We start from the raw sequence: 15670 nt of genomic DNA on the forward strand, positions 1-15670 counted from the left end.
ACGCTTGCGGGTAAATTCTGTGTTTTAAATGAAATAGCTTTGGAAGATAGGGTATATGCCCAAGCGATCATGGCTTTTGATAAAAGCAGCGATGATACTTTAAGCTTAATTAAAAATACTCGCAATAAGTTAAGAAATAGGGGAGGAGAGTACGGTTTTATAATTATTGACGACAAAACAGGCGCAATCGGTTTTTATGCCGCTATTTGTCTAAATGATTGCGACGTCGGATCCTTTTTTAATTTTATGCAGGCACTGTTGCGTGTCGGTGCGGCAGTGAGCGGGATCGAAGATTCGCAAGCCTATTTAGATAAAGTTGAAGCCTACCGTGAGTTTGATTTTGAGAAATGGCTCAAAAACGCCGGAATCTCCAGGGAGGTTCTTGCAAGTCTCGGTTTTTGTATCACTTTTAATGACGTTTCGGTGTTAATTCATCTTATAGAGTCAAATAAAAGCGTGCATCTTGTAAGTCTTATCGCTTCTGATGTCAAAGGTACGGGTTTTGTGCAAAGTATCGCAAATAATGCTGCATTCAATGCTTTAAAGGGATTTGTCGTACGCGGCAATGCGCTTTATTTTGAAAGCATTATTTGTGCTCCTGATTTTGCTCCTGAGGATTTTTCATCATTTCTTGCAAACCATGCATCAGATGCGAAAAATGCTGTGTCCGTTTACAAACAAAGCATTAAAAGTGAAGAAATTTCGACTGACTCTGCAGTAGATGAAAGCATGCAGGATAGTGTTTTATCAGTATTAAGACAGAATTTTCTTGAGGTGTAATATGACAGAACGAGTATTTTCCGACAGCAGTTTGCTGCAGCAAATTGACAATTTATCTTCAAGAGAGCTTTCCCAAGAGGAGTTTTCCGCACTAACCGATGTCAATAACAAGGGCGGAAAAGTCTCCCTTGATGATGAAGGCAAAATTTTCGTTATCCGTCCCGAGGCTCGCCGTCATAACAGTTTCGTTCGATTTTTTGTAGGACTGTTTAAAGGTCATGATGCAAAAATAGCATATCAAAGAGAGCAAAGAGCTTTAGATAGATTGGAAGACTTTAAACAAAACGCGGAATTTTGTTCTGCTTTACAAACTGTCGTCGCTAAGTATGTGATGAAAAATATAGCATCCTCAAATCTTGGCGATATGAACAGCAAGTTTGAATATAGCCGTGTGGTTTGGGGAAATTTGTCAAGGATCGTACAGCCCGAGTCAGAAATCAAAACCGGGGATGTACAGAAAGCCTTAGACAGCAGCCGTCTGATGACAGACACACGAATATCCAGAGCCGTGATTTTGTCTTCATGTAAGAGTCAAGTCGGTTTTGACAATATTTATTTTCACGGTAAGACAATGGGGCCGCGCGAGTTCGTTTTAATGCAAAAGATGGAAGCTGAGCATCAAAGAGAATTGCAGGCAGCGCAAAATGCCGCACCCGGAACTCAGGAGCCCGCAGTTAAAGATGGAGCGCAGCTGCTCCAGTGGGCTGAAAAACAACTGACGAGCGAGGAAAGCGTCATTACCGGTCTTAATTCTTATATTATGTCAAATCCCGATTCTGTGGAACTTTTCCTTGATCGACAAGATATTGACCGCATGTGTGAATTATTGGCTGACCATGAAGGACTTAAAGGAGACAAGGGTGAGGAATACAGTAATCTTTTGAGTAAAGCGGCCGCTAATTTTTATAAAAAAGTCGGGGAGGTGGCGCAGCAGCGTATTGAACAAGGTGACGATCCTAAGGATGTGGCCACGAGTGTGGCAACCATGCTGTCTATCTGCGGACGCTCGCAGACGCCCGCGGATTTTGTACAAAATATTCAAGCGGCAATGGCGGTAACGCCACCTGCTGTTACTGACGGTCAAAATCCAAATGATGTCAATGAGCTGCAAACTAGAGCAGCCGTCCGTACGGCGTCATTGCAGCCTGAGGTTTCAGCACAAACTGCAATCAACAAGATTAAACAGTTGGCTCAATCTTTTAAGGTTTCAGTACCCATAGACGATAAAACTGCCTCCAGAATTGTAAATTTCTGCGAAAAAATGAGAATTTTGCCTGAGTTTTTCATGAAATCTGTGGCAGAGCTTTCTGAATTGCTTGCAGAAATTAATACAACAGGGCCTTCACAAATTAATGAAAAAATATCCGAGCTTGCAGAAAAGGTAAGAGATTCTGCCAAAGAGTCCAAAAGGGCCACGCATCCGAATGAGCCGAATTATGTTCCTTCGCCTGAGGCTCAGGATTATTCCACTACCCTTAAATGTGCAATGGTATTTTTAGGCTTTACTACAGGAGCTCAGTCTTTGCAAAAATTGTTCAGATTAAGCGATTGTCTTGAAAATGCCAGTTCTCTGCTGTTTGATATTGCCAGCGACGACAGCTACTCTGAGTCTTATATGGCGGCATGTTCAGTAGCCGGCGGACAGTTGGTTCCTTTGTGTTCGGCTGTAAAAGATGCTCAAGTTAATATTTTAGGTAATGCCCCTGTGCTTAATGAGCACGAGACATTTGAAAGCATGAGCGTTCAAGAGCGCGAATTGACGGTGTCGCTTGTTTCTAAACTTTATTTGCAGACTAGGGAAGCGACTAATTTAATTTCATTGTGCCGTACTGGTCTTGCTGAAAATGAGTTAAGGATTTTTGAGGAGGAGATTACTCAGATCCCTAATAATTTAAGGCGTGTATCCTCGGCTGAATTTGAAAATTTGAGTATAACGGAAGCCGATACCGCCAAATCCACTATGCCTTCTAATATCTCTACAGCAGGTGAACAATCAGCTTACGTTGATGCTCTTGAGTTTGACTCGGTTATAGCAAAGGCAATTAAAAGTGCTCGCGATAGGGCGATCTTCGTGGTACGCGGTTAATTGTCAGACACAAAAAAGGCATCTTGCGATGCCTTTGGGATAAGTGCCTTGCTTAGGTATTAGATAAGAGTACGCATGGTAGCTGTTACTCCGGTACTTACTGCCTGATGCAGCAATTTACCGACTTCATTCATTAACGGGGTATCGGAGGCTATGTTTTCTCCCCATAATGAAGAATCGGAGAATACCGCGCTTGCAACAGCTACTGCGCTTTCTTCCGTTCCTTGGTATAAAGACCATGCTTTTACCAAGACAGAAACAGCATGTTCATCATCGACAAACTCTCCGGTCTTGCCGTTTGCACGTTTTACCTGTACGGGAACACCTGCGGTGTCTTTGTATAACATCAGATATGCGGCAAGTGAGAAGCAAAGGCGTGCAGGCAGCATGTCTTTTTCTCTTGCGTCCTTTACGGTGGAAAGTACGCGCGCTTTAATCTTTGAGGTGCAGTTCATCAAGATTGAAGCAAGCTTGTGATGCATGGATTTGTCTTTAAAACGATTGACTACGTCATCGGCAAAGGATGTAAGCATTGCTTTATCAAGATTTACCGCAGGTACGATGTCATCGTAAATTACTTCATGAGCAAATTTGCCGGTTACTTCGTCAAACATCATTTCATCGACAGTTTCAAGGCCGGCAAGGAAAGCAGCCGGTACGTTTGACGTATGTCCGCCGTTTAAAATACGTACTTTTCTTAAACGGTATTTGGTGATGTCTTTATCTACGACAACGTTAAGACCGGCTTTTTCAAACGGCAGCAATTCTTTTACTTTGTCATCGCCTTCAATAGCCATGAAATGGAAGATTTCGCCGCAGGTCATAAGTTCATCTTTATAACCTATTTTTGCAAAATACTCGTCGGCATTTGACGGGTAACCTGAAACTACGCGGTCAACAAGAGTATTCAGGAAAAGGCATTCGTTATTTAAATAGTTAATAAATTCAGCACCTAAATTAGCATCTTCTACGTGCTGTAAAACGATATTCTTAAGCTTGGTGCCGTTGTCATCAATAAGCTCACACGGCATGATGACAAGACCTGATCCTTTTTTGCCTTCATAGTGCTTAAAACGCTTATATAAAACGGCGGTTAATTTAGCAGGGAAGGATAAAGGGGCTTCTTTTGATAAAAAGTCTTCTTTGGTATAGGTAATTCCGGCTTCAGTGGTATTTGAAAAATAAACTGCAGATCCGGGGAACAAGCGTCTTCTAAGATTTCTTCCCACTGAGTGTATGGGCTTTTTGCTTTGGCAATGGAATTTACGATTTCGATTTGTTCTGTGTCTTTACCGTTAACAACGCCGTGCAAAACAGTAGTATAGAGACAATCCTGGGCAATAAGTTTCGGGACAACGCGTCCGCGCGGAGTCGGCTGTAAAGCTAAAATTCGACCGTTGAATAAATTCTTGTCATTAAGTTTAGCTATCATCCAATCGATAAAGCCGCGCAGGAAGTTTCCTTCACCGAATTGCATTATCTTAATCGGTAAATCGCTTTTATATTGCGGTTTTACCTGAAGATTTAAAGTTTCCATAAAAATTTCTTATGCCTAAAAAATAACGGGAGAGAGAGTCTCCCGTTAAAGCAGTTGTTACTTGGTGAAATCGATTTCTACTTTCAACATGTCTGCTCCGTGAGCTGCAAAGTCTGCAAAGGCTTTAGGAGCGTCGTTGAAGGCATAGGTGTTGGTAATGGCTTTTCTCAAGTCAACCTTACCGCTTGCAACCAAATCGATAAGACTCAAGAAATCAACTTTCAATGCATTGCGGGAACCGTAAACGTTCAGTTCCTTTTTCTGCAGTAATGTGAAGTTGAAGTCAAGGTTCTTTTTACCGACGCCGATTAATACGACACGGCCGCCGAAAGCTGCTGCGTCAATGGCGCTTTGGAAAGTTGAAGGAAGGCCGACAGCTTCGATGGCAACGTCAAAACCGTTACCGTCAGTTGCTTTAAAGCACTTGTCGATAAAGCCTTCACCGTCATTTAAAATGCCGCCGTCAAGTCCGAAGTTTTCAACGGCATACTGCATTTTCTTTTCGGCAACGTCGGAAATATAGACTTCGGCACCCTGTGATTTAGCGGCTACGGCGGCTAATGCACCGATTGTGCCGGCACCTATAACCAGTACTTTATCTCCGGCTTTGACTTTGCCGCGGGTAACGGTGCCGTGATAGCTGATGCAGAAAGGTTCAATTGCGGCTAAAACGTCAGGGGCAAGGCCTTTGCCGTCATAAATGCGTTCAATCGGCATTGCGACGTATTCGCTGAAAGCGCCGTCACGCTGGGCACCTAAAGTTTCATTGTGCTCGCAGCAGTTAACCAGACCGCGGCGGCAGGAATAGCACTTGGTGCAGTTAAAGTACGGATTGCAGGTTACGACCATGCCTTCTTTAAGGTTAGGAGCATCACCGTTTATCTCTACGATTTCGGCAGAGAACTCATGTCCCGGGATACGGGGATATGAAGCGTAAGCGAAAGTTCCTTTATAAGTTCCCAAATCAGATCCGCAGATACCGCCGCGCAGTACGCGCAGCAGTGCTTCACCTTTTTTAGGAGTAGGTTTTTGAGTTTCGATAATTTCGACTTTACCCGGTTCCGGAATAATGATTGTCTTCATTTAAGCAAAACCTCTATTTAGTAAATCAAGTCAACAAGACCGGTACTGAATACTGGTACGAAGGTTAAAAGCAGCAAGCAAATGACAAGCAGAATGTAGAACGGAACTGCTTCTTTGATGAAGGTACCCATCGGGCACTTCGTGATGGAGCAAGTTACGAACATCAGCGTTCCCATCGGCGGCGACAAAGCTCCGATTGCGAAGTTGAAGATTACGACCATCGCAAACTGGATTTCGTTGATGCCGAAATGGTGAGCCAAAGGAGCAAGCAGCGGGACCAAGATGATCATGGCGGCGTTACCTTCAATGAACATACCGACGATAAGGAGGAATACATTCACGATAAGGAGGAAGATAACGGCATTGTTTAAGTGGTCGATAAAGAGCTGAGTGCAGTACTGTGGGACTTTTTCACGGGTTAATACCCAAGCAAAAGCGGAAGCGGCACCGATAATCAGCATGATGCTTGCTGAAGTTAAAATGGTTTCCTTAATACCGGTAATAACGTCTTTAATGCGCATTTCACGGTAAACGAAACCGAGCATCAAGGAGTAAATGATGGCAACGGCACCGGCTTCAGTCGGGGTGAAAGCACCGATACGAATACCGCCGATAATGATAATAGGCAAGCACAAAGGCAGGAAAGCGCCTTTAAAAGTCGTCCAAATACGCTTAGGTGAAGTATCAACACGATGAGGGTTGCGGTAGCCGCGTTTGTAGGAAACAAAGCCTACTAAAATCATCAAGGCTACGCAGAGGATAAGACCCGGGCCGATACCTGCGATAAACAATTTACCGATGGAAACGTTGGCAATTGAACCGTAAATAATCATCGCGATTCCGGGCGGAATGAGCGGGGTGATAATTGCGGAAGTAGCGACCAACACGGAAGCGAATGCATTGGAGAAACCGCGTTTGCGCATTTCAGGAACCAGCATCTTAGCTTCCATTGCGGCGTCGGCAAGGTTTGAACCTGACAAACCGCCCATGAGGGTTGCTACCAAAACGGTAACGTGACCGACACCGCCTATGATATTACCGACTATTGATTCGCAGAATGCGACGATACGTTTGGTTACGCCAGTGTAGTTCATGAATACGCCGGCACAGACGAAGAACGGAATGGCAAGCAAAGGAATTGATTGTGAGCCTGCAAGTACGCGCTGTACCAAAATCGCCTGGCTTAATTCAGGATGCATCGCAAAGTAAGATACTGCGGCACCTAAAATTGCGATGAATACCGGTACTTTCATAAAGAGCAGTACCAGCATGAGAATGGAACTGAAACCTACTGCAAAATCCATGATTAGGCCTCCTTACTCTCAGCGGGGGCTTCGTCTTTCTTTACAAAGAAACCATGATAAAAACTATAGGTATAGCTAACCATCATGAGAATGCAGCCTACCGGAATGATGCCGTTAATAAACCACATCGGGATCTGCAAGATACTGGTGGTCTTGCCGATCTTGACCATAAGGGCCAGCAGATCTCCGCCTAAGATTAAGAGGTATATCAAAATACCCATGACGATGACGTAAATGATTACGTCAAGGATCTTTTTGGCAGCTTTAGGCAGCAGTTCATAAACGATTTCGATGGCTACATGGCTGCCGTAACGGAATGCGGCACCGGAGCCTAAGAAGGTTACCCACAAGAAACACCATAACTGAACTTCTTCTGCCCAAATGATCGGGCTGTCAAGCAGGTAGCGGAAAATTACGCCGCCGAACGTGACTACGATCAGCACGACAAGCGCAATTCCGGCGCAAACCATGTCCAGATTGGCTAGAATTTTTTTATTATCCATAGTCAATTTCTCTAAATTAAAAAGGTTTTTAAACCGTCTGCAAAAACGGCAGACGGTGATTTAAGGCATTACTGCATTTCTTTTTTGACAGTATCGTAAAGGCCCGGAGTCCAATCGCTGAAGTCAGGTAAAGAGTAGAACTTCATAGCTGCGTCTTTAAGCTCTTTCTTGAACTCTTCTGAAGGCTCGGTGATGGTTACGCCTTCATCGGCAAATTTCTTGAGGATTTCCTGTTCAGCCTGTTCCTGAACGCCGTTCTGGTATTTACCGGCTTCATCGCAGGTCTCTTTTAAGAGCTTCTGCTGCTCAGGGGTTAAGCTGTTCCAGAAATCAACGCCGACTACGAGGTTGGTTACGTTGTAAACGTGGCCGTCAAGCAGTAAGTATTTGGCAACTTCGTGGAATTTGCCGTTATAAAGAACGGCAAGCGGGTTCTCAACGCCGTCGATGGTACCCTGCTGGATTGAGGTATAAACTTCACCTAAAGCCATCGGGGTCGGGGTAGCGCCTAATACTTCAAAGCCTTTAACCTGAATATTGTTGGTCGGAACACGTACTTTCAAGCCGTGGAAATCGGCAAGTTTGTTTACCGGCTTAGTGGTTAAAGTATGGCGGGCACCGTAGCGCCAGTCGGTTGAAACGATATGAATATGGGCTTTTTCTTCAAGCAGTTTTGACTGTTCCTGATACCAGGGGCTGGCGTTTAATTTAAATGCCTGATCCCAAGAGTCAAACAAGAACGGGCCGAAAACGATACCCATGTCGTGGACACCGCGGTCATAGTAGAAAGCGCCGTCGGTCAAGGTGCAGACCGGCTCGCCGGCAACCATTTGATCCATGATGTCATCTTTTGAGCCTAACTGGCTTGAAGGATAAAGTTCAATCTTCATGGCACCGTTAGAACGCTGCTCCAACAATTCCTTCCACTTTTGGCAGCCCTGGTCAAAAGGTTCACCCGGGTGGTTTTCATAACCTACGCGCAAGATGATGGGTTCAGGTGCGCCGGCAGCAGTAGCAGTTGATTCGGAGCTGCTTTTGGCGGAGTCATCACCGCCGCATCCTGATAATGCGATTAAAGCTGCAGCTGTGGCAGTCAGAGCAAACTTAAATTTCAGCATGGGTAGTCCCTCTCTTTTATTAAATTACTTGTATAAATATCAGTAAAGCTGATACTAAGTAATAAGCAAGAATCGTGCCAACTTTTTAAAACGTTGATAGAAAGGGATTGTTAAAGGGGAGTGTTTTAATTTGAAACAAATCAAATTATTTTTATGTTTCATAATGTTTCATTATGAAACATAAAAAGTAGTTAAACTTCACATTTAGTTATTTTTGTCGGTTAACAGCTTATTTTGCTTGCGCCACAATGAAGAACGGGAGAGTCCTGAAATCTGACAGACTTCTTTTATATTATGAACACTAAGGAGTTTTTTGATATATATGGAAGATACCGTATCAAGGCTTGCGTCCTTAGGAATACGTAATGTTTCGTAATCTTCGTTGCTCTCATTTTCGTTTTCGCTGCTGTCAAAGCAGCTTCTTAGGTATGAAGTTCTGATATGCGGCCCGTTAAAAGAACAGGCTTCGGCGATATTTTTCAGTTCGCGCACGTTACCCGGCCACGGATAATCCGTAAGCAGCTGTCTTCCTTCTTTGTCGATAACCACTTCTTCTTCATAGCAGTTTAATTCCGCGGCAACAAATCTTATAAATAACGGCACGATGTCCCCGATACGATCTTTAAGCGGAGGAATACGGAGTTTTAACACATTGATGCGATAGTACAGGTCGTAACGGAATTTACCTGCTTCGCATAAGGGCAGAATTTTTTTGTTGGTCGCGCATATAACGCGAATATCAAGCGGAATGACTTTATCATCGCTGATGCGCATAACTTCGCGCTCTTGCAGAACGCGTAAAAACTGGCCTTGAAATTCAAGCGGAATTTCCGTTATTTCATCAAGAAAAATCGTTCCGCCCTGAGCCATTTCAAAAAGACCTTTTTTACCGTTTTGTCTTGCTCCGGTAAAAGCTCCGTCTACGTAGCCGAAAAGCTCGCTGCCGATAAGGCCTTGCGGCAGGGAAGCACAGTTTACTGACACGAAAGGCTTATTGCCGCGATAGCTTGCGTTATGAATGCTTTGGGCAAATCCTTCTTTGCCCACGCCAGTGGCTCCGGTGATTAAAACGGTGGAATCGGATTTGGCAAATTTTTTGGCAAGCTCCACAACGTCAATCATTATCGGATCAACAAACAGCAAATCGGAAAAATGGAGCTTGGCATAAAGTCCTTGAGCGTAAGAGGCAAGACGGATGGCTTTTTCCGATTGCTCAATAAGCGCTCCTTCCTGCATGATGGCAAGATAGTGGCTTTCATCGGCATTTTGTCTTAACTCAAAAGTATGAATGATGATTTGTCGGTTGTTGATAGTGATTACGTGTGGGTGCGGATGGGTTTTGTCTAAATATTTTGCAATCTTGGTACACCACTGCTCTTTAGGAATGTTTTCAAAAATTTTGACTGCTTCATCATTGAAAAATATAGGCAGCTGTTTGTTGTCAAAGATGACTATTCCTTCTTCAATATTATCAATAAGGCTGTTTAGCTGCTCAATCATGAGCTCTTGATTATGCAGTGTTTTTTCGACGGCTATTGCATCGAAAATAGCTCGGCGCATTGAAAAGAAATCAGAGTCGATATACTCACACGGAACATGATGCTTGTGTGCGGCTCCGACTGCGGCAACACATCCTACTATACCGTCGGCTCCATCTTTAACGCAGCGATCGACGGCAAGCACAATTTCATCGGCATTGGAACACGGAATGACCGTGACTTTTTCAATACCGAAGGAAATATCGGCAGACGTCATACCGACAATATTGTCATGCGTTACTACTCCGATATTGCGGCATCCCCTGCGTATCAGCGCTTCAATGCCGATTGCCACGTCATAAAAGGATGCGTAGATATCAATGACTACTCGATCAGGGAATCTTTGGCGCAATGCTTTGGCCGTACCGCCGCGGCTGATGAAAATTTTAGTATTGGGATAATTTAATGCTAAATCGTCAAAACCGCCTAAGTCGTTGCCGACGACAATCGGAATATCAATATGCATTTCGGCAAGAACTCTTTGAGCCAATTTGGCTAAATGCTTAAAAGGGGCGACAATTAAAATATTATCCATGATTTTCGCTTTTTATCTGCGCTTTTGTGAGATTGTTGGCGCTGTAATTAATTTAAATATGTAAAAATTTTAGCATAGTAGACAAATTATGCTTGCTTCATCCTGATAATAAGTAGCAACGGTAAATTATGATAAAAACAGATAACAGCCTTGAGGTTTCTTTAAGTCAAAAGCAAAGCCATGTTTTAGCTTTGAGGCAACAGCAATCCTTAAAGCTTTTACAGTTATCTGCCGTGGAGTTGAATCAAGCATTAAATGAAGTAGCAGAACGCAATCCTTTTTTAGACGTCAAGCAAAGCGATGAGAGTTTAGCTTCATTTGAAGATTTAAATAATGCATACGATCTTTACGATAATGATATTTCTTCCCATCCTGTGGAGATAACGCCGGATGAAAACACTAAGCTTGAAAGTAACGGTCGTTTAAGTCAATCCGATTTTATTTTAAAAAGCTCAGCAGTAGATCCGTTTTTTGAAAATGACGCAAAAGCTCAAAGCCTTCGCGATTCACTTTTATTTGAGCTTAATTTAGCGTCACTTTCAGTAAAAGATAAAGAAATAGGGGAATGGCTTATTGACGGTATTGACGATGACGGTTTTTTGCAAACAAGACCTGAAGATATCGCTTTTAAGTTGTCTTGTACGGAAGATGAGGTTTTAAGCGTTTTAAAGCTTATTCAGCATTTTGATCCGCGCGGCGTGGGATCAAGAAATGTAAAAGAATTTTTGTTGCTGCAGCTTAAAGATGAGTCGTCTTCTCCTTTAAATTCTTTATGTATTATGATGCTTGAACAGTATGAAGATCTCGTCATAAGACACGATTTTAAGGGACTTAAAAATAATATTAAGTGTGATGATGAGACTTTAAAAAAAGCTCTGACAAAGTTGGCTTCCTTAAAGTCGCGTCCTTATATTCAGATTGCAAAATCGCAAGAGCTTGATGTTATTCCCGATCTTATCGTGCAAAAGGGAAACTTAGGCTTTAAAGTAGAGCTTAATACCGACAAATTGCCTAAAGTTTTTATAAATAAGAAATGCCTAAAACTTCGTGGGCAAGCAAAAGATCCTAAAGATATAAGATTTTTTAAAGACAATTTTGAAGAAGCAAAATTTATCATTTCAGGATTAAGCAGGCGTTATGAAACGCTTTTAAATTTGGGACAATTTATTTTTAAAAGACAAGAAAACTTTTTATTGTCAGGAAAAAACGCCTTAATCCCCCTTACTTTAAAAGAATGCGCATTAGCGCTTGGCGTGCATGAATCTACCGTATCCAGGGCTATTTCTCAAAAATATGTTTTAACGCCTTTGGGTACTTTTCCTTTAAAGTCCTTTTTTGCCGTAAAAATTAAAAATTCCGGCGGTAAAACTGATGAAAAAGAAAAATCCGGAACTGCGGTTTTAGCTCTGATTGAAAATCTGATAAAAAATGAGGATAAAAGAAAGCCTTTATCTGACAGCAAGATTGTAATGCTGCTTGAAAAAGAAGGAATAAGTATTGCAAGAAGAACGGTTGCTAATTATCGGGAAAAATTGAGAATTGCTCCTGCAAGTGAAAGAAAAAGTATTTTTTAACAATGAAAGAAAAGGTTAGTAACACATATACACTCGGGTTAAAAAGAGGTCAGGTAAAACTTGTGCCTCATCAGACTGATTGGCATAAGGATGCTGCTTGTGTAATAAAAACGCTAAAAGAAATTTTGGGAAATAGTGCAATTGATATTCAGCATGTAGGCAGTACCGCGATTTTAAATATTTGCGCTAAGCCGATTATTGATATTGCTGTGGGAGTTAGGAATGTTGCGGATATTCTTTTACAAAGAGAAGAGCTTGCCCGGCACGGTATCATTTATCGCGGGGAGGATGTAAAAAGTCAGCTTTTGTTTGTTCTCGGGGATTTTTTGCAAGATACGAGAACTCATCATATTCATGTAGTTAAGTGGCAAGGAAAAGAATGGAACGATTACATTAATTTTCGTGATTTTCTTAATTCCAGCAAAGAGTCCGCCGACTTTTATGATAAAAGCAAACGCATTTTAGCTTTACGCTTTTCAAATGATCGTAAAAGATATACGCAGGAAAAAAAGAAAATAATTGATGAGTTGTTGTTAAAAGCAAAAGGCTGGAGACAAAGCCGAATTCACGCTGAGAATACGTAAGAAACGGCTTTATTATCGGAATATTTTTTGTTTTTGCTAAAAGTTTTTTATAGTCCGGTTGACCCGAATCCTTTGTCTCCCCGCTCTTCAGTTTGGCTGAATTCCTGACAAATTTTAAATTTGGCGTGAACCACGGGTAAAAAGACCATTTGGGCAATTCGCATGCCGACTTCAATGACAAAAGGGGATGAAGAGCGATTCCACAGCGGGACTAAAATCGGACCTTGATAATCAGAGTCGATAAGGCCGGTAAGGTTTCCAAGGACGATGCCGTGCTTGGTGCCAAGTCCCGAGCGCGGGAAAATAGTCGCACAGACATTTTTATCCGCAATGTGCATGGAAAATCCCGCCGGAATGAGGCGGGTTTCCCCGGAATTTAAGACGGTATCTTTTTCTACCATAGCTCTTAAATCCATTCCGGCAGCTCCGCTCGTCGCATAGTCAGGCAGCGGAAAATCTGTACCTAAGCGTTTATCTAAAATTTTTAACTCGATATCAAGATCCATGCTGTTTCCTTAAGCTTTTTTGTTCATTTCAAAAATAAGATCCATAAGAACTCCGGATAAAACCTCCTTTGTCATCTTAGGGAATGCGGCAACCTTACCCTCTTTATCAAAAACGGTAACTGCATTGAAATCGCTGTTAAAACCGATATCCTGCTTTGAAACGTCATTGAGAACAATAAGATCAAGGTTCTTTTTAACGATTTTATCTTTGGCATAATTTTCTATATTGTTCGTTTCTGCGGCAAATCCTACGGTAAACGGGCGTTTATGTTCCATATGTCCTACCGTGGCAATAATGTCAGGATTTTTGACAAGTTTTAACGTAAGTTCATCAATGCCGTCCTGTTTTTTAATTTTTTGATCCGATACTTTTTCGACACGGTAATCGGATACGGCTGCACAGCCTATGACTATGTCATTGTCTTTGGCATGCTCGGTTACTGCAAGGAACATATCCTGCGCGGTTTTTACCTTAATTGCTTTTACGCCGTCAGGGACTTTAAGTGAAACCGGACCTGAAACCAAGGTTACCTCAGCTCCGCGGGCTGCTGCTGCGGCAGCTAAAGCATATCCCATTTTGCCCGAGCTTCTGTTAGTTAGTACGCGTACCGGATCGATTGGCTCTTCGGTAGGGCCTGCTGTGATAAGAACCTTCTTACCTGCGCCTACGGCTTTTGGCAGTAACTTGGTTTGAGTAAGTTCAAGAGGAGCGTTAGGGGGCGGCAATAACGTTTCCTCGGAGAAAGTAAGGATCTGATTGTTTAGAATGGCGCAGACGATAGCACAGATTTCAGACGGCTCACGCATCCTTCCTGTGGCGATTTCTCCGCAGGCAAGCTCTCCTGTTGCAGGTTCAATTACATAAAAACCGCGTTTTCTTAAAAGCGCAATGTTGTCCTGGGTCGCCTGATTTAAGTACATACGCGAGTTCATGGCCGGCGCGATGATTTTAATGCACGGAGCGGCAAGAGTTACGGCAGTTAGCATGTTGTCAGCCATGCCTGCTGCGAATTTGGCGATAGTGTTTGCCGTGCAGGGCGCGGTTAAGATTAGATCTGCGTCAGCACCGAGTGAAATATGATCAATGTTTTTAGCATCTGAGAAAATTTCAGAGGCAACTTCATGTCCGGTTAATGCTTCAAGAGTGGTTTTTGAGACGAGTTTTGAAGCCGCATCTGTCATCACAACATGGACATCAGCTCCTTGCTTGATTAGAAGGCGAGCAAGTTCACAGCTTTTATAGGCTGCAATTCCTCCGGTGATCCCGAGAATTATTTTACGGTTTTGTAATTGCATTCCCATCTTGGCATCTCCTTTTTATTTTTATCTTATTATCTTTTTTAATTATAAGTGTAATTTTAGGAGCGTTAGAGACTGAATATGCAATGCTGCAATATTCAGCGTAAAAACGTTTCCGATAAGTTGAACGTGGTTATTATTTTTCTCTTTTCAATAGCCTTTTTTTACATGATAAAAATATTCTTGTAACAAAAAACTAAAAAGATTAATGAATTACATTTGAAAAAAGTTTAAGGAGCAAGTCGTGAATATTGTTGGGGACGCGGAAAATATACTCAAGATTTTGTTTTTGTACATTAGTACGACACTGCTGTAAAGCGGTGTTCAACAAATTAACTCTTTAGATGAAAAAGAAGGGATGATACGTAAAATTGTGCGGTGGATTAAGACTATAAGATCTTAGATTGACCGATATTGTTATGATCGGGAATAGCTATGGGATACAATGAACTAAAGTTAGTTAAAAGAGAAATTTTTAATGTTATACACAAAGCGCGTTGAGTTTATTCTTCAGGAATTACAGCTAGGCAAGTCGGTAAAGGTTGCGGATTTAAGCAAGACACTGCAGGTCTCGGTTGATACTATAAGAAGAGATTTGAAGGCGCTTGAGCAGGAAGGGTTAATAAAATATGTAAGAGGCGGGGCGTGCCTTCCTGATTCAATGCTCTCTTTTTCCAATTTTACCGGTAGGGAAATCGTCAACGCCCAGTTAAAGCGTGAAGCAAGCAGAAAAGCTCTTGCCTATATAAAAGAAGGGGATATTGTTGCAATAAATTCCGGGACGACGAATACTGTTCTGGCTCAAGAGCTTGCCGGTTTAAACAAGCGGTTTACCGTTGTCACCAACAACTATGCGGCTCTTACCATCTTGATGCAGAACCCTTTGATTAAGCTTATTTCCATAGGCGGAGATGTGGACGGACTTGAGCGTTCTTCATACGGAGCCCAATGTGTACGAGAGTTTGACGAATACATTCCAGATATTGCTTTTTTGTCGATTAACGCCGTAAATGCCGCAGACGGCTTTACCGATTTTCGCTTAAACGAGATCCCGATAATCAAGTTATTGGCCAAAAATTCCAAGAGGGTCATTGCGGTAATGGACTCAAGCAAGTTCAATAAGATTTCAAAGCGTAAAGTGCTGGCACTTGGTGACGTGGATCTTCTTATTACAGACTCGCAAGCTAAACATTTGGAAACATTTATTAAAGAAGGTTTAAACG

At 42.4% G+C, this 15670-nt stretch carries 14 protein-coding genes; 5 read left to right on the top strand and 9 right to left on the bottom strand.

Annotated features, from left to right (window positions below; all coding sequences use genetic code 11):
- A partial coding sequence (locus QZ019_RS05945; protein ID WP_295483165.1) for a hypothetical protein occupies positions 1 to 780 on the top strand: 780 nt, incomplete at its 5' end.
- 1 nt (position 781) lies between these two features.
- Positions 782 to 2866: a hypothetical protein gene (locus QZ019_RS05950; RefSeq protein WP_295483168.1), complete on the top strand. Its 2085-nt coding sequence runs from the start codon at positions 782 to 784 to the stop codon at positions 2864 to 2866.
- A gap of 59 nt (positions 2867 to 2925) precedes the next feature.
- Here the strand turns inward: QZ019_RS05950 and QZ019_RS05955 are convergent, their stop codons facing one another.
- The 7 genes from QZ019_RS05955 to QZ019_RS05985 form a co-directional block, all read right to left on the bottom strand.
- Complete coding sequence (locus tag QZ019_RS05955) at positions 2926 to 4071, bottom strand: tagaturonate reductase (RefSeq protein ID WP_295483191.1); 1146 nt, start codon at positions 4069 to 4071, stop codon at positions 2926 to 2928.
- On the bottom strand, positions 3960 to 4403 hold the full coding sequence (locus tag QZ019_RS05960) for a hypothetical protein (RefSeq protein ID WP_295483171.1): 444 nt from the start codon (positions 4401 to 4403) through the stop codon (positions 3960 to 3962). The genes QZ019_RS05955 and QZ019_RS05960 overlap by 112 nt, the downstream gene beginning before the upstream one ends.
- Positions 4404 to 4460: 57 nt before the next feature.
- Entirely contained in the window at positions 4461 to 5486 is a 1026-nt protein-coding gene (locus QZ019_RS05965; RefSeq protein WP_249082593.1) for a zinc-binding alcohol dehydrogenase family protein, read from the bottom strand.
- A gap of 17 nt (positions 5487 to 5503) precedes the next feature.
- A complete protein-coding gene (locus QZ019_RS05970; RefSeq protein ID WP_289512118.1) occupies positions 5504 to 6790 on the bottom strand; it encodes a TRAP transporter large permease in 1287 nt (428 codons plus the stop codon).
- Positions 6791 to 6792: 2 nt separating this feature from the next.
- Positions 6793 to 7293, bottom strand: a complete 501-nt coding sequence (locus QZ019_RS05975) for a TRAP transporter small permease (protein WP_295483174.1) — start codon at positions 7291 to 7293, stop codon at positions 6793 to 6795.
- A gap of 68 nt (positions 7294 to 7361) precedes the next feature.
- The gene (locus QZ019_RS05980; RefSeq protein ID WP_295483175.1) at positions 7362 to 8411 is read right to left on the bottom strand and encodes a C4-dicarboxylate TRAP transporter substrate-binding protein; all 1050 of its coding nucleotides are present in this window, start codon (positions 8409 to 8411) and stop codon (positions 7362 to 7364) included.
- A 204-nt stretch (positions 8412 to 8615) separates the two neighbouring features.
- Entirely contained in the window at positions 8616 to 10484 is a 1869-nt protein-coding gene (locus QZ019_RS05985; protein WP_295483177.1) for a sigma 54-interacting transcriptional regulator, read from the bottom strand.
- Between the two features lie 128 nt (positions 10485 to 10612).
- Here QZ019_RS05985 and rpoN point away from each other — a divergent pair, with 128 nt between their 5' ends.
- Positions 10613 to 12058, top strand: coding sequence for an RNA polymerase factor sigma-54 (gene rpoN, locus QZ019_RS05990; protein ID WP_295483179.1), 1446 nt, complete (start codon positions 10613 to 10615; stop codon positions 12056 to 12058).
- 62 nt (positions 12059 to 12120) lie between these two features.
- Positions 12121 to 12642: a GrpB family protein gene (locus QZ019_RS05995; RefSeq protein ID WP_295483181.1), complete on the top strand. Its 522-nt coding sequence runs from the start codon at positions 12121 to 12123 to the stop codon at positions 12640 to 12642.
- Between the two features lie 47 nt (positions 12643 to 12689).
- Here QZ019_RS05995 and dut read toward each other — a convergent pair whose 3' ends face one another.
- On the bottom strand, positions 12690 to 13148 hold the full coding sequence (gene dut, locus QZ019_RS06000) for a dUTP diphosphatase (RefSeq protein WP_295483184.1): 459 nt from the start codon (positions 13146 to 13148) through the stop codon (positions 12690 to 12692).
- A gap of 9 nt (positions 13149 to 13157) precedes the next feature.
- Positions 13158 to 14450, bottom strand: a complete 1293-nt coding sequence (coaBC, locus tag QZ019_RS06005) for a bifunctional phosphopantothenoylcysteine decarboxylase/phosphopantothenate--cysteine ligase CoaBC (RefSeq protein WP_295483186.1) — start codon at positions 14448 to 14450, stop codon at positions 13158 to 13160.
- A 475-nt stretch (positions 14451 to 14925) separates the two neighbouring features.
- On the opposite strand from coaBC, the gene QZ019_RS06010 reads away from it, so the two are divergent.
- On the top strand, positions 14926 to 15670 hold a 745-nt coding region (locus QZ019_RS06010; protein ID WP_295483188.1), incomplete at its 3' end, for a DeoR/GlpR family DNA-binding transcription regulator.

It is taken from the genome of uncultured Succinatimonas sp., assembly GCF_905203285.1.
GTDB lineage: Bacteria > Pseudomonadota > Gammaproteobacteria > Enterobacterales > Succinivibrionaceae > Succinatimonas.